Annotated in this window: 19 protein-coding genes and 1 pseudogene; 10 read left to right on the top strand and 10 right to left on the bottom strand. The window is 70.0% G+C overall.

Features of this window, described 5'->3' with window-relative positions:
* Nucleotides 1-117: 117 nt before the first annotated feature.
* A complete protein-coding gene (locus L2Z93_RS11905; protein WP_090584927.1) occupies nt 118-2,676 on the top strand; it encodes a DNA translocase FtsK in 2,559 nt (852 codons plus the stop codon).
* Nucleotides 2,677-2,694: 18 nt separating this feature from the next.
* Here L2Z93_RS11905 and L2Z93_RS11900 read toward each other — a convergent pair whose 3' ends face one another.
* Nucleotides 2,695-3,216 (bottom strand): amino-acid N-acetyltransferase, encoded by a 522-nt coding sequence (locus L2Z93_RS11900; protein ID WP_090584925.1) that lies wholly within the window; start codon nt 3,214-3,216, stop codon nt 2,695-2,697.
* A 53-nt stretch (nt 3,217-3,269) separates the two neighbouring features.
* Between L2Z93_RS11900 and pgsA the strand changes: the two genes are divergently transcribed.
* From pgsA to pspM, 4 genes are all read left to right on the top strand, one after another.
* Complete coding sequence (gene pgsA / locus L2Z93_RS11895) at nt 3,270-3,872, top strand: CDP-diacylglycerol--glycerol-3-phosphate 3-phosphatidyltransferase (protein ID WP_234785952.1); 603 nt, start codon at nt 3,270-3,272, stop codon at nt 3,870-3,872.
* Between the two features lie 47 nt (nt 3,873-3,919).
* Nucleotides 3,920-4,231, top strand: coding sequence for a transcriptional regulator ClgR (gene clgR, locus L2Z93_RS11890; RefSeq protein WP_090584921.1), 312 nt, complete (start codon nt 3,920-3,922; stop codon nt 4,229-4,231).
* Between the two features lie 162 nt (nt 4,232-4,393).
* Entirely contained in the window at nt 4,394-5,194 is an 801-nt protein-coding gene (pspA, locus tag L2Z93_RS11885) for a phage shock protein PspA (protein WP_090584919.1), read from the top strand.
* Entirely contained in the window at nt 5,194-6,036 is an 843-nt protein-coding gene (gene pspM, locus L2Z93_RS11880; protein ID WP_090584918.1) for a phage shock envelope stress response protein PspM, read from the top strand. The genes pspA and pspM overlap by 1 nt, the downstream gene beginning before the upstream one ends.
* On the opposite strand, the gene L2Z93_RS11875 is transcribed toward pspM, so the two are convergent.
* On the bottom strand, nt 6,037-6,456 hold the full coding sequence (locus tag L2Z93_RS11875) for a limonene-1,2-epoxide hydrolase family protein (protein ID WP_090584916.1): 420 nt from the start codon (nt 6,454-6,456) through the stop codon (nt 6,037-6,039).
* A gap of 4 nt (nt 6,457-6,460) precedes the next feature.
* Nucleotides 6,461-6,901 (bottom strand): limonene-1,2-epoxide hydrolase family protein, encoded by a 441-nt coding sequence (locus L2Z93_RS11870; RefSeq protein WP_090585007.1) that lies wholly within the window; start codon nt 6,899-6,901, stop codon nt 6,461-6,463.
* 41 nt (nt 6,902-6,942) lie between these two features.
* Between L2Z93_RS11870 and L2Z93_RS11865 the strand changes: the two genes are divergently transcribed.
* The 5 genes from L2Z93_RS11865 (at nt 6,943) to recX (ending at nt 10,716) form a co-directional block, all read left to right on the top strand.
* Nucleotides 6,943-8,112 carry a glycosyltransferase gene (locus L2Z93_RS11865; protein ID WP_090585004.1) on the top strand — a complete coding sequence of 390 codons (1,170 nt, stop codon included), beginning with the start codon at nt 6,943-6,945 and terminating at the stop codon, nt 8,110-8,112.
* Nucleotides 8,109-8,744 carry a hypothetical protein gene (locus L2Z93_RS11860; protein ID WP_090584914.1) on the top strand — a complete coding sequence of 212 codons (636 nt, stop codon included), beginning with the start codon at nt 8,109-8,111 and terminating at the stop codon, nt 8,742-8,744. Before L2Z93_RS11865 ends, L2Z93_RS11860 begins: the two co-directional genes overlap by 4 nt.
* 21 nt (nt 8,745-8,765) lie before the next feature.
* The gene (locus tag L2Z93_RS11855) at nt 8,766-8,960 is read left to right on the top strand and encodes a DUF3046 domain-containing protein (RefSeq protein WP_090584912.1); all 195 of its coding nucleotides are present in this window, start codon (nt 8,766-8,768) and stop codon (nt 8,958-8,960) included.
* A gap of 165 nt (nt 8,961-9,125) precedes the next feature.
* Nucleotides 9,126-10,178, top strand: a complete 1,053-nt coding sequence (gene recA / locus L2Z93_RS11850; RefSeq protein WP_090584910.1) for a recombinase RecA — start codon at nt 9,126-9,128, stop codon at nt 10,176-10,178.
* Complete coding sequence (recX, locus tag L2Z93_RS11845) at nt 10,147-10,716, top strand: recombination regulator RecX (RefSeq protein WP_090584903.1); 570 nt, start codon at nt 10,147-10,149, stop codon at nt 10,714-10,716. The genes recA and recX overlap by 32 nt, the downstream gene beginning before the upstream one ends.
* A 9-nt stretch (nt 10,717-10,725) precedes the next feature.
* Here recX and L2Z93_RS11840 read toward each other — a convergent pair whose 3' ends face one another.
* The 7 genes and pseudogenes from L2Z93_RS11840 to L2Z93_RS11810 form a co-directional block, all read right to left on the bottom strand.
* The gene (locus L2Z93_RS11840; protein ID WP_090584899.1) at nt 10,726-12,714 is read right to left on the bottom strand and encodes a serine/threonine-protein kinase; all 1,989 of its coding nucleotides are present in this window, start codon (nt 12,712-12,714) and stop codon (nt 10,726-10,728) included.
* 3 nt (nt 12,715-12,717) lie between these two features.
* Nucleotides 12,718-13,653: a glutamate ABC transporter substrate-binding protein gene (locus tag L2Z93_RS11835; RefSeq protein ID WP_090584898.1), complete on the bottom strand. Its 936-nt coding sequence runs from the start codon at nt 13,651-13,653 to the stop codon at nt 12,718-12,720.
* On the bottom strand, nt 13,653-14,954 hold the full coding sequence (locus L2Z93_RS11830) for a GlnX family signal transduction membrane protein (RefSeq protein ID WP_090584897.1): 1,302 nt from the start codon (nt 14,952-14,954) through the stop codon (nt 13,653-13,655). The genes L2Z93_RS11835 and L2Z93_RS11830 overlap by 1 nt, the downstream gene beginning before the upstream one ends.
* Nucleotides 14,955-14,960: 6 nt before the next feature.
* Nucleotides 14,961-15,818 (bottom strand): amino acid ABC transporter permease, encoded by an 858-nt coding sequence (locus tag L2Z93_RS11825; RefSeq protein ID WP_090584896.1) that lies wholly within the window; start codon nt 15,816-15,818, stop codon nt 14,961-14,963.
* 49 nt (nt 15,819-15,867) lie between these two features.
* Complete coding sequence (locus tag L2Z93_RS11820; protein WP_275984679.1) at nt 15,868-16,542, bottom strand: amino acid ABC transporter permease; 675 nt, start codon at nt 16,540-16,542, stop codon at nt 15,868-15,870.
* Between the two features lie 36 nt (nt 16,543-16,578).
* Nucleotides 16,579-17,379: pseudogene (locus L2Z93_RS11815) on the bottom strand (glutamate ABC transporter substrate-binding protein); the annotation flags it as partial.
* 19 nt (nt 17,380-17,398) lie between these two features.
* On the bottom strand, nt 17,399-18,127 hold the full coding sequence (locus L2Z93_RS11810) for an amino acid ABC transporter ATP-binding protein (protein WP_162561837.1): 729 nt from the start codon (nt 18,125-18,127) through the stop codon (nt 17,399-17,401).
* Nucleotides 18,128-18,154: the final 27 nt, after the last annotated feature.

The raw sequence follows: 18,154 nt of genomic DNA, 5'->3' as shown, positions 1-18,154 counted from the left end.
CTATCGGCGCAAAGCGCCCGGGTGGGGACCCGAGCCGGATAACGAACGGGTTTCGAGCGCGCTGTGACCCCTGTGGTGGATGGTGTCAATGAGGTCAATGGGACTAGTCTCGGTGGCATGGCAAGCAAGACGGCGGCCCGAGCCGGAAGCAAAACGAGCAGGTCAGGGGCCCGACCCCGGCCCAGCTCCAGCGGAAAAGGCCAGCCCAAGCGACCCGGCAAGGCGCCCGCCCGCAGGACCCCCCCGCCCGCCCCGCAGGGCTCGGCGGTCGGGTCGGCCGGCGCCGCCATCGGCCGCGCGTCCCGCGCCACCTGGCTGATGCTCGCCCGCGGCCTCGGCGCCACCGTCCGCTCTGTCGGCCACGCCCGGGTCAGCGACCCGGCCCCCGGCCGCGACGGGGTCGCGCTGGCGCTGGTGGTCGCCGCGGGCGTGGTCGCCGCGTCCAGCTGGTTCGATGTCCTGCCGCCGGTCAGCGGCGGCGTCGACACCGCGCTGCGCAGCGTCGTGGGCGCAGCGGTGATGCTGACCCCGATCGCGCTGGCGGTCATCGCCGTCATCCTGATGCGCACCGAACCCGACCCGGCGACCCGGCCGCGGCTGATCCTCGGCGCCGCGATGGTCGTGCTCTCGGTGCTCGGGCTGTGGCACCTGTGGTCGGGCTCGCCGAACGACCCGGTCGCCCGCCGCGCCGCCGGCGGCTTCGCGGGCTTCGCGATCGGCGGCCCGCTGTCCGACGGTGTCACCGTCTGGCTGGCAGCGCCGCTGCTGTTCGCCGCCGCGATCTTCGGATTGCTGCTGGTCAGCGGCACCTCGCTGCGCGATATCCCGCACACCCTGGCCGATATGTTCAGCGCCCGGCTAGACCGCGGCGCGTACCGGGACGACGACTACGACGACGAATACGACGAGACGGCCGAATTCGGCGAGTACGACGGGTACGACGACTCCTACCCGTACGACGACGCCGACTTCGACGCCCGCCCGGACAATAAGACCCGCGAGCTGCCCCGTCGTCGCCCGGCCGACGACTTCTCCGACGGCTACTACGACGATCCGTCCAGCTACGACAACGCGCCGGCCTGGCCGGCCGGCAGCCCGGCGGACAACTACCCGCTGGAGGAGCCCGCCCCCGCCCCGCGGACCCGCAAGCGGCCGCAAACCAAGCGCGCGCCCAAAGCCGCCGAGGCAGTCACCGACCGGGTGGTCGAAGGCCCGTACACGCTGCCTGCGCTGGACCTGCTCACCGAGGGCGAGCCGCCCAAGCGCGTCGGCCGCGACAGTGACCGCATCATCGCCTCGATTTCGGAGGTGCTCGACCAGTTCAAGGTCGACGCCACCGTCGTCGGCTACCAGCGTGGTCCGACGGTGACCCGCTACGAGATCGAACTCGGCCCGGGTGTTCGGGTGGAGCGGTTCACCCAGCTGCAGCGCAACCTCGCCTACGCGGTCGCCAACGAGCACATCCGGCTGTTGGCCCCGATCCCGGGCAAGTCCGCCGTCGGCATCGAGGTGCCCAACGCCGACCGGGAGCTGGTGCGGCTGCGCGAGGTGCTGGCCGCCCCGACCACCCGCAAGGACCACCACCCGATGGTGTTCGGCATCGGCAAGGACGTCGAGGGCCACTTCGTCAGCTACAACCTGGCCAAGATGCCGCACCTGCTGGTGGCCGGCTCGACCGGCTCGGGCAAGTCCAGCTTCATCAACTCGATGCTGGTGTCGCTGTTGCAGCGCGCCACCCCCGAGGAAGTGCGGATGATCCTCATCGACCCGAAGATGGTGGAGTTCCCGCCGTACCAGGGCATCCCGCACCTGATCACCCCGGTGATCACCGACCCGAAGAAGGCCGCCGCCGCGCTGGCCTGGCTGGTCGAGGAGATGGAGCAGCGCTACCAGGACATGAGCGCCTCCGGCGTCCGCCACATCGACGACTTCAACGCCAAGGTCCGCTCGGGCGAGATCACCGCCCCGCTGGGCAGCGAACGGGTGTACAAGGCGTACCCGTACATCTTGTGCGTGGTCGACGAGCTCGCCGACCTGATGATGCAGGCCCCCCGCGATGTGGAGGACGCCATCGTCCGGATCACCCAGAAGGCCCGCGCGGCCGGCATTCACCTGGTGCTGGCCACCCAGCAGCCGGTGGTGTCGGTGGTCACCGGCCTGATCAAGGCCAACGTGCCGTCCCGGATGGCGTTCGGGGTGACCAACGCGACCAACTCCCGGGTCATCCTGGACCAGGTCGGCGCGGAGAAGCTGACCGGCAAGGGCGACGGGCTGTTCCAGCCGTCGGAGGCGCCCAAGCCGATCCGCGTGCAGGGCGCGTTCGTCAGCGACGCCGAGATCCAGGCCGTTGTCGCGTTCACCAAGCAGCAGGCGCAGCCCGAGTTCATCGAGGGCGTCACCGCCAAGACGGTGGAGAAGCGCGAGATCGACAGCGACATCGGCGACGATATGGACGTGCTGCTGCAGGCCGTCGAACTCGTGGTGTCCTCGCAGTTCGGATCCACCTCGATGCTGCAGCGCAAGCTGCGGGTGGGTTTCGCCAAGGCCGGCCGGTTGATGGACCTGATGGAGACCCGCGGGATCGTCGGGCCGTCGGAGGGTTCCAAGGCGCGCGAGGTGCTGGTCAAGCCCGACGAGCTGCCGGGCACCCTGGCGCTTATTCAGGGCGGTGGTTAGGCGACCAAGCGAACACCGCTAGAGCACGAGCAGCATGCGGGTGTTGCCGAGGATATTGGGCTTGACGTAGCTCAGGTCCAGGAACTCGGCAACACCGATGTCGTAGGACCGGCACATCTCCTCGTACACCTCGGCGGTCACCGGCGTGCCCTCGATCTCGGCGAACCCGTGCCGGGCGAAGAACTCGGTTTCGAAGGTGAGCACGAACAGCCGCCGGAGCTCCAGCGCGCGGGCGACCTCGAGCAGTTTGCCGACGATCGCGTGCCCGACGCCGTGGCCCTTGACGTTCGGGTGCACGGCCACCGTGCGCACCTCGCCCAGGTCGGCCCACAGCACGTGCAGGGCGCCGCAGCCGACGATCTCCCCGGCCAGTTCGGCGACCCAGAATTCCTGCACCGATTCGTACAGGGTGACCAGGTTCTTCTCCAGCAGGATCTTGCCCGCGTAAATGTCGATCAGCCGCTTGATGGCCGGCACATCGGAGGTGCGGGCGCGCCGGACGTCGAGAATCTCGACCTGCTGCCCGCCGTGCGCATCCACGGATGCACAGTAGGGCGTGCGGGGCAGGCGCGCCAACCAGCTATCCTGTGGCCGTGTCGGGGCTTCCTCCCGCCGGACAGCCGGCGCCGCAAGCGAGGGTGCTCAATGTCGCCAATTTCCTGACCGGCGTGCGCCTGGTGTTGGTCCCGGTGTTCCTGCTGTCCCTGTTCGTCGACGACGGCCACGATGACACGTTCCGAATCATCGCGTTCGCCATCTTCACCGTCGCGATCACCACCGACCACATCGACGGCCGGATCGCCCGCAACTACGGCATGGTCACCGAATTCGGGAAGCTGGCCGACCCGATCGCCGACAAGATGCTCATCGGCGCGGCGCTGATCGGCCTGTCGATGCTCGGGGATCTGCCGTGGTGGGTCACCGTGGTCATCCTGGTCCGGGAGATCGGCGTCACACTGCTGCGGCTGGCGGTGCTGCGCCGTGGGGTCATCCCGGCCAGCCGCGGCGGGAAGCTGAAGACGCTGGTCCAGGCGGTGGCCATCGGTCTGTTCATCCTGCCGCTGTACGACTGGCCGCCGGTCTGGCACACCACGGCCTGGGTGGTGATGTGGGCGGCGATCGTGCTGACCGTCGTCACCGGGCTGGATTACCTGGTGTCCGCCCTGCGCGGCGGGAACCAAACGGTCGACACGTGACGTTGAATGTCTGAATCGAGCTAACCGATCGACGAAGGAGAACCCGTATGACGGCTCTGCTGCGCGAGGTGATCGGCGATGAACTGCGCCGCGCCCGGACCACGCAGGGACGGACGCTGCGCGAGGTGTCCGATTCGGCGCGGGTGAGCCTGGGTTACCTGTCCGAGGTGGAGCGTGGCCGCAAGGAAGCCTCCAGCGAGCTGCTCGGCGCGATCTGCGGCGCCTTGGATGTGCCGCTGTCACGGATCCTGATCAACGCCGGGCATCGGATGAACCACAGTGAGCGCGTCGGCGCCCCGCACATCGACCACGCCACCAAGGTGGTCATCCCACCGGTCACCGCGCTGGCGGTGGCCTGACCCCAAGGACGCGTGCGCGATCCGGCGCGGACATTGGCCGATTTCGGCCCCGCGCGGATAGTGTTGAGAACCACGAGCGCATCCGAGCCGCCGGGGACCGAATTCCCGGCGCGCCGCAGTGACACTGACGACGGAAACCGACGACAAAGGCGGAGCGAACCGATGGCCAACCCGTTCAGCAAGGCGTGGCGCTACCTGATGGCGCTGTTCAACGCCAAGATCGACGAGCACGCCGACCCCAAGGTGCAGATCCAGCAGGCCATCGAAGAAGCCCAGCGGCAGCACCAGGCCCTCACTCAGCAGGCCGCCCAGGTGATCGGCAATCAGCGCCAGCTGGAGATGCGGCTCAACCGCCAGCTCGCCGACATCGAGAAGTTGCAGGTCAACGTCCGGCAGGCGTTGACGCTGGCCGACCAGGCCGCTGCCGCCGGCGACGCCGCGAAGGCCACCGAGTACACCAATGCGGCCGAGGCGTTCGCCGCCCAGCTGGTCACCGCCGAGCAGAGCGTCGAGGACCTCAAGACGTTGCACGACCAGGCGCTCGGCGCGGCGTCGCAGGCCAAGCGCGCCGTCGAGCAGAACGCCATGGTGTTGCAGCAGCGGATCGCCGAACGCACCAAGCTGCTCTCGCAGCTGGAGCAGGCCAAGATGCAGGAACAGGTCAGCGCGTCGCTGCGGTCGATGAGCGAGATCGCCGCCCCCGGCAGCACCCCCAGCCTGGAAGAGGTGCGCGACAAGATCGAACGGCGCTACGCCGACGCGATGGGCGCCGCCGAACTCGCGCAGAACTCGGTGCAGGGCCGGATGATGGAGATCCAGCAGGCCAGCGTGCAGATGGCCGGGCACAGCCGGCTTGAGCAGATCCGCGCCTCCATGCGCGGTGAGGCGCTGCCGGCCGGCGGCAATCCCGTCCCGGCCGCCCCGGAGCAGGCCGCCCAACCCGAGAAGCCGTTGGGGCAGTGATGTCCAAGCGCGGGTCGACGTCTGGGGGTGGGTCGCTGTCGCGATCCTGGCAGGCTCTGGCGCAGCGCAGCATGGACGCGGCCAGCGAGGCCGCCGACACCGCCGCGCACACGTTGCGGCTGGCGGCGGACCCCCGGGCCCGTCAGGTCCGCAAACGCAAGTACGCGCTGTGGACTGGTCTGTTCTTCATCGCCGCGACGTTGGGCCTGGTCGGCATCACCGCGCTGCTGGCGGTCTGGGAGATTCCGGCGTGGGCGCTGATCATTCCCGGGGCCATGGCCGCCGGCGCGGCGTTCCCCGCGACCCTGGCGATGCTGCGGTACCGCCGCCTGCGCGCCACCCCGCTGCCGGATCCGCGCCCGGCCAACAGTCGCAAGCTGCCGCCGCACGGTTCCGCGGCCCGGCCGGCCATGTACGCCCTGGGCGCCTCCGAGCGCGGGCTGTTCTCCCTGCTCGGGGTGATCGAGCGGACGCAGCTGCTGCCCGAGGAGGAACTCCGGGGCCTGACCGCCGCGGCCAACCAGGCCTCGCTGGCGATGGCGGCGACCGCCGCCGAAGTGGTGTCGATGGAGAAGGCCGCCACCGCCAGCCCGGACAGCCGCGGCTACCTGGCGCCGACCATCAACGCCTACACCGCGCAGCTGGGCGCCGGGGTGCGGCAGTACAACGAGATGGTGACCGCGGCCGCGCATCTGGTGTCCTCGGGGAACACCGGGCCCAGCGCCGCGGCGGTGTCGCCGATGTCGGCGCAGCGCTACCGGGGTGAGCTCACCAGCGCCACCGACAAGATGCTCGGCTGGGCCGACGCCTTCGAGCAGCTCGGCCAGCTGCGCCGGGCCTGATCAGCGATCCAAACGGGGCCGGCGTGACGGTATGACGACGCCGATCAGCCCGCGCGCCAGGGCCATCGCCATGTTCTGGAAGCTCCAGTAGTCCCGCCACAGGGTGATCCTGCCGTCGCGCACCTCGAACACCCCGTAGGCCCAGAACACCAGGTGCAGCGGCCCGATGCGCAGCAGGTCGGTGCGCTCATTGAGCACCGCGGCGCCGTCCGCCGCGCTGCGGTGCACCCGGACGTCGAGCTCCCGTCCGGGGGCGAACATGAAACCGAACAGTCGCAGGGTGACGCGTTTCCCACGCAGCGCCGGGGTGCCGACGTTCTGATAGACGATGCCGTCGTCGAACAGCTCCGACAGGGTGGCCAGATCCCGGCGCGGCAGCGCGGCCAGCGCGCGGTCGACCACCGTGACGTTCGCGTCCACCTGCTTACAGGCTGGGCCGCAGCGCCGGGAACACCGTGCCGGCCAGGCCGCGTGCCGCGCCCTTGAGGAAGTTGACGTTGTCGAAGTAGTCCCGCCATAGCGTGATCTTGCCGTCGTGCACCTCGAACACCCCGCACACCCAGAAGGTGGTCTGGAATCGGCCGAACCGCAGCAGGTCGGTGCGCTCATTGAGCACCACCGGGCCGTCGGCGGCGCTGCGATGGGTCACCACGTCGAATCCGAAGCTGGGCCGCTGCGCCAGGTCGAAGACCTTCAGCACCTTTTGCGCGCCGCGCAGCCGGGAGAATCCGACGTTCTCGTAGACGATGTTGTCGTCGACGAGTTTGGCGGCGGTCTCGGTGTCCTTGTCCCGCAGTGAGTTCAGGAACAGGTCCACCACAGCGATATTGGCGGCGCGTTCGGTGAGGCCAAGGTCTTCGGTCATGCGTCCCACCCTAGGGTGAGACCGTGCGCGCGGGTAGCCCTATCAGAGTCGCGGTGGTCGCCGGTCCCGAGCCGGGACATGTGCTGCCGGCGCTCGCGCTGTGCCTGCGGCTGCGCGACGCCGGTGACTCTCCCGTGCTGCTGACCGGGCGGCGCTGGCTGGACACCGCGGCCGCTGCTGGGGTCGAGGCGGTGGAACTGCTCGGACTGGACGCCGCCGACGACGATGACGACGCCGACGCGGGGGCCAAGCTCACCCGGCGCGCGGCCCGCATGGCGGTGCTCAACGCGCCGGTCCTCGACGGGCTCGCCCCGCAGCTGGTGGTCGCCGACGTGATCACGGTGTGCGGTGGGATGGCCGCCGACCTGCTGGGGTTGCCGTGGGCCGAACTCAACCCGCACCCGCTGTACCGGCCGTCGCGAGGCCTGCCGCCGCTGGGCAGCGGGCTGGCGCCCGGAACCGGGGTGCGCGGGCGGCTGCGCGACGCGGTGATGCGTTCGCTGACCGCTCGCTCACTGCGCCTCGGGGAACGGCAGCGCGGCGCGGCGCGGGTCGGGATCGGGCTGCCGGCGGACGGCCCCGGCCCGGCGCGCCGACTGATCGCCACCCTGCCGGCGCTGGAAGTGCCGCGCCCGGACTGGCCGGAAGAGGCGGTGCTGGTCGGTCCGCTGCACTTCGAGCCGACCGGGGAGCTGCTGCGCCCGCCGCCCGGGGACGGCCCGCTGGTGGTGGTGGCGCCGTCCACCGCAATCACCGGCGCGGCCGGGCTCGCCGAGCTGGCGCTCGCGGCGTTGATTCCCGGACAAACCCTGCCCGACGGGGTCCGGCTGGCCATCTCCCGACTGTCCGGGCCGGACCTGGAACTGCCGCCGTGGGCGGTGGCCGGACTGGGCCGCCAGGACGAGCTGCTGACCCGGGCGGACCTGCTGATCTGCGGCAGCGGGCACGGCATCGTCGCCAAGGGCCTGCTGACCGGGACGCCGATGGTGCTGGTTCCCGGCGGCGGGGACCAGTGGGAGATCGCCAACCGCGCGCAACGCCAGGGCAGCGCCCGGCTGGTCCGCCCGCTGACCGGGCCCGCGCTGGCCGACACGGCGGCAGAGGTGCTCGGCGATCCGCGATTCACGGCGGCGGCGGTGGCGGCCGGCGCGACCGCTGCCGAGGTCGTCGACCCGGTGGATGTGTGTCACGCGGCCGTGGGGGAGCGATGAAGGTCGGCGGTTGGGCGGCGGCCTTTGTCGCGGCGGGGCTGGCGCTGGCCGGCTGCGCCACCGACCCGGATCCGACGGCGGCGCCGTCGTTTCCCACCCGTGCCACCAGCACGACGGCGAGCACCCCGGCTGCGCCCGCGCCGAACGCCATGGTGGCGGGCAAGGCCGCCGGGATCGACGTGACGATCTCCGCGCTGGGCGGGGTCACCGTGGAGCCGGGTGGCCCGCCGATCCTGTTCGACGTCACGCTGTCCAACGCCTCGACGATCGACGTGACGAACCTGGGGCTGGTGGTGTCGCTGGGGCACTGCCGGTGCAGCGCGCATCCACAGCAGCTGATGCCGGCCGGTGAGGTGTCGATGCTGAACCTGGAGAAACTCACCTGGGCGCCGGTGGAGTACAACGTCGAGGCCGGCGGCACGGACTTCCTGGGGCGGACGCTGGTGGCGCCGTTCACCCTGGCCGGTGGCCAGATCGTCACCTACTCGCTGCGGCTGCGGCTGGACGTCGAGCAGGAGTTCGCCGTGCGCGCGGGCGTCGGCGCGGTCGACGTCACCCTGACCGACCCGTCCAGCCAGACGTCGCTGGGGCCGAGTCCGGTGGTGTCGTTGCCGATCGCGGTGGCGGTTTAGCGAACCCGGTAGGTTGGCGGCGTGCGGCTGACCGAATTCCACGAGCTTGTCACCGGCCGGTTCGGCGCGGCGCGGGGAGCGTCGATGCTGGTCGATCATGTGCTGAGCTCGGTCGGCGGCCGGACCGCGGCGCAGGCCATCGAGGACGGGGTGGAGCCCCGCGACGTGTGGCGGGCGTTGTGCGCGGACTTCGACGTGCCGCGCGAGCAGTGGTGAGCTGATCCGATCTGACACGCTGCGGCGTGTTCGCTTGCGGTCGAACATCTGTTCGTTAAAGTGGTGCGCAGTTCGGTGGAACGGAATTGTCGGACCCCGGGTCTAACTTGACAGCCAACCGGCCGGCAATCGGTCACCGATCACGAACATCCGAAAGAGGCAGACATGGCGCAACAGGCTCCCGATCGCGGGAAAGCTCTCGAACTGGCGATGGCGCAGATCGAGAAGAACTTCGGCAAAGGCTCGGTGATGCGCCTCGGTGAGGAATCGCGCCAGCCCATCTCCGTGATCCCGACCGGGTCGATCGCGCTGGACGTGGCGCTGGGCATCGGCGGTCTGCCGCGCGGCCGCGTCGTTGAGATCTACGGCCCGGAATCCTCGGGTAAGACCACCGTCGCGCTGCACGCGGTGGCCAACGCCCAGGCCGCCGGCGGCATCGCGGCCTTCATCGACGCCGAGCACGCGCTGGACCCGGAGTACGCCCGTGCCCTCGGCGTGGACACCGACGCGCTGCTGGTCTCCCAGCCCGACACCGGTGAGCAGGCGCTGGAGATCGCCGACATGCTGATCCGCTCCGGCGCGCTGGACATCCTGGTCATCGACTCGGTGGCCGCCCTGGTGCCGCGCGCCGAGATCGAGGGTGAGATGGGCGACAGCCACGTCGGCCTGCAGGCCCGCCTGATGAGCCAGGCGCTGCGGAAAATGACCGGCGCGCTGAACAATTCGGGCACCACCGCCATCTTCATCAACCAGCTCCGGGAAAAGATCGGAGTCATGTTTGGCTCGCCCGAAACGACCACCGGCGGAAAGGCGCTGAAGTTCTACGCTTCGGTGCGGATGGACGTCCGGCGGATCGAGACCCTCAAGGACGGCACCGACGCGGTCGGCAACCGCACCCGGGTCAAGGTCGTCAAGAACAAGGTTTCGCCGCCGTTCAAGCAGGCCGAGTTCGACATCCTGTACGGCAAGGGTATCTCCAAGGAGGGCTCGCTGATCGACATGGGTGTGGATCAGGGCTTCATCCGCAAGTCCGGCTCCTGGTACACCTACGAGGGCGAGCAGCTGGGCCAGGGCAAGGAGAACGCCCGCAACTACCTGCTGGCCAACCCGGAGATCGCCGACGAGATCGAGAAGAAGATCAAGGAGAAGCTCGGCATCGGGGCGGTGCTGGGCGACGAGTTGACCGATGACCCGGTCCCGGCGCCCGTCGACTTCTGAGCCCCCCGGGGTCGACGAGTCCGACGGGCCCGTCGACCCCGCCGACCCCGCCAAGCGGGTGGCGCAGGCCCAGGAGGCCTGCGTCCGCCTGCTCGGCGTGCGGGCTCGCACCCGCGCGGAGCTGACCGACCGGCTGACCCGGCGCGGCTATGCCGGCGAGGTGATCGAGACCGTGCTGGGCCGGCTGACCCGGGCCGGGCTGATCAACGACGCCGAGTTCGCCGCCGAATGGGTGCGCTCCCGGCAGCTCAACGCCGGTAAGGGCAAACGCGCGCTGGCCGTCGAACTGCGCAACAAGGGTGTCGACGCCGAGCTCATCGACGCCGCGCTGGCCGGCGTGGACGCCGACAGCGAGCGCCGCCGCGCCGAAGAACTGGTGGCGGCCAAACTGCGCCGGGAACGCCTCGACGACGGCGACGACCAGAAGATCCTGCGCCAGCTTGTCGGCATGCTGGCCCGCCGCGGCTACAGCCAGGGCATGGCGTTCGACGTGGTCAAAGTGGCGCTACAGGGCGAGCGGGAGCGCCGGCGGGTGTAGCCCCGGGGCTCACATCCAGCTCGGCGAACGCAAGGTGTTCGCCAGATCGACCAGGTTGTAGCGGTGCCGCTGGCGGGGCGAGTGCCGGGCCAGCTCGCGCAGCGTGTCCTCGATCCCGGCGCGCAACCCGGCCTGGTCGAACGGCCGGTCCAGCAGCGGCTGGTCGCCGGGCTGCCCGCCGGCGCGCAGCCAGTCCAGCGCGGCGCCCAGCGTCAACGCCCGGATCTGTGGCACCCGCGGATCGGTCTCTGACAACAAGCTCACCCGGGACGCGGCGTCGCGCAGGTCGGCCTCGGTCAACCCGGCGGCGTCGCGGTCGCCGAGCAGGATCAGCACCGCGGTCAACTGCGCTTCGGCGTGGTGGCGAGAGGTCACCGGCACCTGGTCGAGCACCTCGATGGCATCCCGTCGCTCACCGCGGGCCACCAACATCCGGGCCAGCCCGAACGCCGCGCTGACCATGGCCCGGTCGGTGCGCCACAGCGTGCGGTAGTGCCGCTCGGCCGAGCTTCGCGGCTCGGTGGCGGCCCCGGCGGCCGGACCGTCCTCGAGCGTCAACTCGGCGGTGGCGGCCGAGGCGAGTTTCGGCGCGGCCTCGCCGGGCAGCGCGGCCACCACCCGCTCGAAGCAAGCCCGCGCGGATTTCAGGTTCCCGGCGTCGAGGGCCTCCAGCGCGTCCTCCCAGTCGTAGCGCCAGTCGACGTCCGGGTCCTCGGTGGCCAGTGGTTTGGGCAGCGCCGCGGTGATGTCGTCGACCGTCAGGCGGGCCTCATGCCGGCGACCGTCGGTCAGCACGTCGGTGGGCGTCAGCGCCAGCGTCGCCCCGAAGGTGCGCCGCGGCGGGCTGAACAGCTCCGAAGCGCCCGGGTGCGGGACGCCGGTCTGGTCGGCGAGGATCTCGCGCAGCACGCCCTTGCACTGGGTGGCCATTTCCTCGGCGGAGGAGAACCGGTGCGCCGGACGAGGATTCGTCGCGCGCAGCAGCAGCCGGTAGAACGACTCGTAACGTTCGAACAGCGGCTCCTGCTCCGGGGTGGGCAGCGATTCGGCGTACTTCGGGTCGGACAGATCCACCGTCAGCTTCGCCAGCGTGCGGCCGACCGTGTAGATGTCGGTGGCGACCGTCGGGCCGGTCTTGACGATCTCCGGGGCCTGAAATCCCTTCGTGCCGTAGATGTATCCGAAATCTCCGACCCCGGACACCGCGCCCATGTCGATCAGCTCGATATTGTCTTCGGTGAGCATGATGTTGTCGGGTTTGAGGTCGTTGTAGATCAGCCCCAGCGAATGCAGGTACGCCAGCGCCGGGATCACCTCCAACAGGTACGCCAGCGCCTGCTCGACCGGCATCTTCGCCGATGCGAGCATCTCCTGTAGCGTCTGCCCGCCCAGGTACTCCATCACGATGTAGCCGATCGGCGCGCCGTCGAACCCGGGGTGCTCGACGAAGTTGTAGATCTTCACGATGCCCGGATGATTGGCCATTGCCAGGAACTGCCGCTCGGCCACCGCGATGGCCTGGGCCTGCTCACCGCCGGGCTGCAAGAGCCCCTTGAGCACCACCCACCGGTCGCTGACATTGCGGTCCAGCGCCAGATAGATCCAGCCCACACCGCCGTGCGCGATGCAGCCCTGCACGTCGTACTGCCCGGCCACCAGATCGCCGGACTCCAACTGCGGGGTGAACGAGAACAACGCGCCGCAGTGGCCGCAGATGCCCTCGCTGGCGCCGGGTTTGCCACCGGAACCGCGGCCGACGGGTTTCCCGCAACCCGGGCAGTCCCTTTTGGCTTCCGGCAGCACCGGATTCGCCAGGATCGCGCTGGCCGGCGCGATGTCCTCCCGGATCGGGATCTCGACCAGTCCGTCGCCGATGAGCCGCCGCCCGGCGCGCAACCGGGGCCGGGTCAACTCGACCTTGGTGGGAACCGACACCGGCTCGGACCCCGGCTCGGCGCCGGTGACCAGAACCGCGCGGGTGCCCTCCTCGCCGGCCACGACTCAGTCCCGGTACTTAGCGGCCGGGGGCGCGGCGAGCGGGCCGAGCACCGACAGCCACCGGTTGTAGAACCGCATCCAGGTCCCGTCCGCGCGGATGCGCTCCAGGCTGGCATTGACCGCGCGCACCAGATCCTCCTGCGACTTGTTCACGCCGACCCCGTACGGTTCGGCCTCCAGGCTGGGGCCGACAATCTCCAGATTAGGGTCCTGGGCGGCCATCCCGGCCAGGATTGAGTCATCGGTGCTGACCGCGTCGGCCTGCCCCTGCTGCAACGCCACCAGGCAGTCGTCCCAGTTCTGCACGCCCAGCAGCTTCGCCTCCGGCGCCACCCGCGCGACGGTGGCCATCGACGTGGTGTCCAGCCCGGAGCACACGACCCGGCTGGCCAGGTCGTCGGGCCCGTCGACGCCGGAGCCCTGGGGAACCAACAGTCGTTGCTGCGCGGTGAAATACACGCTGGAGAACGCGATCCGCTCGGCGCGCGGGCAGGTGATGGTGGTGGCCTTGACGAGGATGTCGATCTCGCCGCGTTCCACCGCGGTGATCCGGTCCGGCTCGGCGATCAGCCGGAAGTCCACCTTGTTCGGGTCGCCGAGCACCTCGCGGGCGACCTCCCGGGCGATGTCGACGTCGAAGCCCTGCAGTTCCCCGGAACGCGGGTCGCGGAAGCTGAACAGGTTGGTGCTCTGATCCACGCCCGCGACCAACCGGCCGCGCGCCCGGATCGCGTCGATGGTCGGGCCCTCCGGGGCGGCGGGGCGCAGGCTGGCGGTGGCGTCGCACGCCTCGGCCGCCTCGCCGGGCGCGGAGTCGACGAATTCCGCGCCGGCGGGCAGCGGCAGCGTGGTCCGCGACACCGGCGTGTCCGGGAGCGGAGGCGCCGATGAACACCCGGCCAGCAGCACCGCCGCGGCCACGACGGACAGGGCGCGCATCAGTGGTACTCGCTCAGTCGTGGGCCCACCCCGCCGGCGACCGCGAGCGCCGCCAGGATGCCGATGGCCGCGGCGCCGAACGGCAACCCGTCCAGCGCGGTGTAGGCGTGCGTGATGCCGTCGTGCTGGCGGGCCCGCAACTCGGCGACCTGATCGCGCAGCGCGGTGTCGAGCCGGGTGAACGCGGGCGCCGCGTCGCCCGGGGCGTCATCGCGGGCCACCGCCACCGCCGCCGGGTAGTCACCGTCGGCGAGTAGTTCGCGCATCCGGTGGTTGGCGCGCACCCAGGCGTCCAGCGCGTCGGCGGCGCCCTCGGCGGGACGCTGCGCCAACCGCTGCGCCAACTCGTCGGTGAGGGTGTCGAATCCCCGGTCGGGGTCATCCCCGGCGCCGCGGTTGAGCAGCCCGAGGATCTCCTGCGCGCGGGCCTGCTGCACCAGAATCCGCGCCGACACCGCCTCACCCAGCGGTTCCCCGCCGTCGGAGCGGGCGCCGGCCGCCGAACGCGCCGACAGCGTCCCGGCCACCACCAGCCAGAGCACCAGGGCGCCCACCAGCGCCGTGGCGGCCACCAGCCCGGGATTGAACCGGCGTCGGCTGAGCCGGGCCAGGTAGACCTGCGCGCCGATCAGCAACGCCAGCACCGCGATTGCGGCCAGCACCGCGGCGGGCGCCACACCCGCGGAACCGTCGGAGGCCAGCACCTGCTCGGATTGAATCCGGTGCAACTCCTGGGCGTCGGGCAGGATGCCGTCGGTCATCATCGACGAGGATTCCGACAGGTAGCCGACCCCGATCGGCCATCCGGAGCGGTTGTTGGCCCGCGCGGTGGCCGCGACGCCGGTGTACACGGCGAGCTGATTGGAGATATCGGTGAGCAGCCGCAGCGATTCGCCGTCATCGATCGACACCCCGTTCGCGGCGGTGATCAGACTCGCCGTCGCCGACCCGATCGCCTTGTCGTAGCGAGCCCGCACCGCAGGCGATTCGACGCCGCCGCTCAGGAACGCGGTCGCGGCGGCGGTGTTGGCCTCCGACAGCGCCACATAGATGGCTTGGGAAGCGTGCGCCAGCGGCTCGGTGTGGGACCTCAGCGTCTCCAACCGGCCCTGCCGGTCGAACGTCGTCTTCGACGCCGCGGCGCCCACCAGCAGCAGTGCCCCGATCAGCACGACGGCGATCAGCGCGATGCGCCCGGGGGAGGAGCGCAGGAAATCCCGAACCGGCCGGTCGTCGGACTCCGGGTCGACGAGCAGCGACTCATCCAGCGTCTGCGTGCGCCCCGGATCGCCGCCGGCCATCAGCGGTCAGTCCCCGGCGTCCATCGACTCGGCGTCCAGCGGCTCCGGCGCCCGTTTGGATCGCCGCATCCGTCTCTCGATCCACACCGCCAGCGCGGACAGCCCGAAGTTCGCCGCGATCATCAGCACCGCGATGACGAACAGCGCCGGCAGGTAGTTGCCGTAGTTGGAGCCGATCACGGTGCCCTGGCGGACCATCTCCATGAAGGTGATCTGGTAGCCGATCGCGGTGTCCTTGAGCACCACCACCAGCTGGGAGATCAGCACCGGCAGCATCGAGGCGATGGCCTGCGGCAGCTGGATGATCCGGGTGGTCTGCCACCAGCTCAGGCCCAGCGAGGAGGCCGCCTCGGTCTGGCCGCGCGGCAGTGAGCGCACCCCGGTGCGGATGATCTCGGCGATCACCGCGCCGTTGTAGAGCGTCAGGCCGGTGACCACGCCGGCCAGCGCCAGCTGCTTGGACGGGAACACGTCGTACAGCGCGAACAGGAAGTAGGCGAAGATCATCATGATCAGCACCGGCACCGCGCGGAAGAACTCGACGATTACCGCGGCCGGCCGGCGAAGCCAGGAATTCGGCGACATCCGCGCCACACCGAGCGCGACGCCGAGGATGCCGGCCAGCACCACCGACAACGCGGCCGCGCTCAGGGTGCCCTGGACGCCGGGCCACACGTAGGTCTGCCACAGGTCGGCGGTCAGGAAGGGTTCCCACTTGGCAGCGGCCAACTGACCCTTGTCGGACAGCCGCGACAGCACCCCCGACACCACGCCGACCGCGACGACCAGCACCGCCAGCGAAATCAACCGGTTGCGCTTGCGAGCGCGGGGCCCGGGGGCGTCGAACAGGACCGAACCGCTCATCGGCTCTGCCCTCCCGCTGCGAGTTCGCTCGCGGAAAAACGTCGCTCGCTCATCGCAGCACCGCCCATCGGTTGCCGAGTTTGCCGAATAACAACCCCAACGGCAGCGTCAGGATGATGAACCCAACGGCGAAGATCGAGCCGACCACCAGCAGCATCGCGGTGTTCTCGATCATCTCCTTCATCAGCAGCGCGGCCTCGGCCACCCCGATCGCCGAGGCGATGGTGGTGTTCTTCACCAACGCGATGAGCACCGAACCCAGCGGCACCAGCACCGCGCGAAACGCCTGCGGCAACAAGATCAATCGCAGGTTCTGGCTGAAGGTCAGGCCCAGGGACCGGGCCGCCTCCGCCTGGCCGAGCGGGATGGTGTTGATGCCCGAGCGCAGGGTCTCGCACACGAAAGCCGCGGTGTAGACGCTCAATCCGAGCACCGCGAGGCGGAAGTTGCTGTCCACCACGAAGGTTGGCGAATCCGAGTGGGCCAGGGTTACGCCCATGGTCTGAGCCAACCCGAAGGAGCAGAACAACAGGATCAGGGTCAGCGGGGTGTTGCGCACGATGTTGACGTAGGCGGTGCCCAGCCAGGACAGCACCGGCACCGGGGACAAACGCATCGCCGCCAGCACGGTGCCGATGACCAACGCGCCGATCGCGGAGAACACCGCCAGCTGGATGGTCACCCAGAACGCCCGCAGGATCTTTCCGCCGTACTGGCCCCACAGGTCGACGGCCGCGACGGCGTCGACGCTGCTGTACCGGTCCACCTCCGGCGCGGCGGGCACCGGCATGCCGGCCGGGCCGAGGTTGCGCTCAAAGGCCTGCTGCCAGGCGCCGGTGCTGATCATCTTCTCGATCGCCGCGTTGATCTTCTCGCGCAGCTCGAGGTCCTCCTTGTGCAGGCCGATGCCGTAGTTCTCCACCGAGAACGGCTCGCCGACGAGCTTGAACTCGCCGGGGTACTGGGCGGCGTAACCGGCCAGGATCACCTCGTCGGTGCTCAACGCGTCCAGGATTCCGTTGCGCAGCGCCTCCAGACACGCCGAGTACGTGTCGTAGGACTGCGACTGCACGCCCGGGTACTTGTCCTTGATCCGTTGCGCCGGAGTCGATCCGGTGACCGAGCAGAGTTTCTTGTTGTTCTGCAGCGAGTCCGGGCCGGTGATGTCGGTGTTGTCGGCGCGGACCAGCAGACCCTGCCCGGTGACCAGGTACGGCCCGGCGAAGGCCACCTTCTGCTTCCGGGCGTCGGTGATCGAATAGGTGGCGACGATGTAGTCGACCTGGCCGTTCTGGATCAGCGTCTCGCGCTGCGCCGACGGCGCTTCCTTCCAGTCGATCTGGTCGGGGGAGTAGCCGAGTTCCCCGGCCACGTAGGTGGCCACGTCGACGTCGAACCCGGCCAGTGAGCCGTCGGGCAGCTTCGCGGCCAGGCCCGGTTGGTCGAATTTGGTGCCGACGGTGATCATGTTGCCGCCGCCGCTGGAGCACGACGCCAGCCCGAGGGGGACCAGCACCGCGAGCAGCACTAGCGCGAGCAGGCGCGCCGGGCGAGACGCCATGGACATGCTCCCTCCCGCGCTAGTGGTTGAGGATCTTGCCGAGGAAGTCCCGGGCCCGCGCGGAGCTGGGATTGGAGAAGAACTCATCCGGCGCGGCGTCTTCGACCACCGCGCCGTCTGCCATGAACACCACCCGGTTGGCGGCGCGGCGGGCGAAGCCCATCTCGTGGGTCACCACCACCATCGTCATGCCCTCGGACGCCAGCGACGTCATCACACCGAGCACCTCGTTGACCATCTCCGGGTCCAGGGCGCTGGTCGGCTCGTCGAACAGGATCGCCTTCGGCGTCATCGCCAGCGATCGGGCGATCGCCACCCGCTGCTGCTGGCCGCCGGAAAGCTGCGCCGGGTACTTGTCGGCCTGGTTGGCCACCCCGACCCGCTCCAGCAGCTCCATCGCCTTCTTGCGGGCGGTGGCCTTGTCCACGCCGCGCACCTTGATCGGGGCGAGCGTGACGTTGTCCACGATCGTCTTGTGCGCGAACAGGTTGAACGACTGGAAGACCATCCCGACGTCCGAGCGCAGTTGCGCGAGTTTTTTGCCCTCTTCGGGCAGTTCCACGCCGTCGATCGCGATGGAGCCGGAGTCGATGGTTTCCAACCGGTTGATGGTCCGGCACAGGGTGGATTTCCCGGAGCCCGACGGACCCAGCACCACCACGACCTCGCCGCGGCCGATGTCCAGGTTGATGTCCTTGAGGACGTGCAGGTCCCCGAAATGCTTGTTCACGCCCCGGATAGAGATCATCGGAACGGCGCCGTTGTCCTCCATGCG

This window comes from Mycolicibacterium brumae, assembly GCF_025215495.1.
Taxonomy (GTDB): Bacteria; Actinomycetota; Actinomycetes; order Mycobacteriales; family Mycobacteriaceae; genus Mycobacterium; species Mycobacterium brumae.
This window is presented reverse-complemented; position numbering and strand designations above follow the sequence as displayed.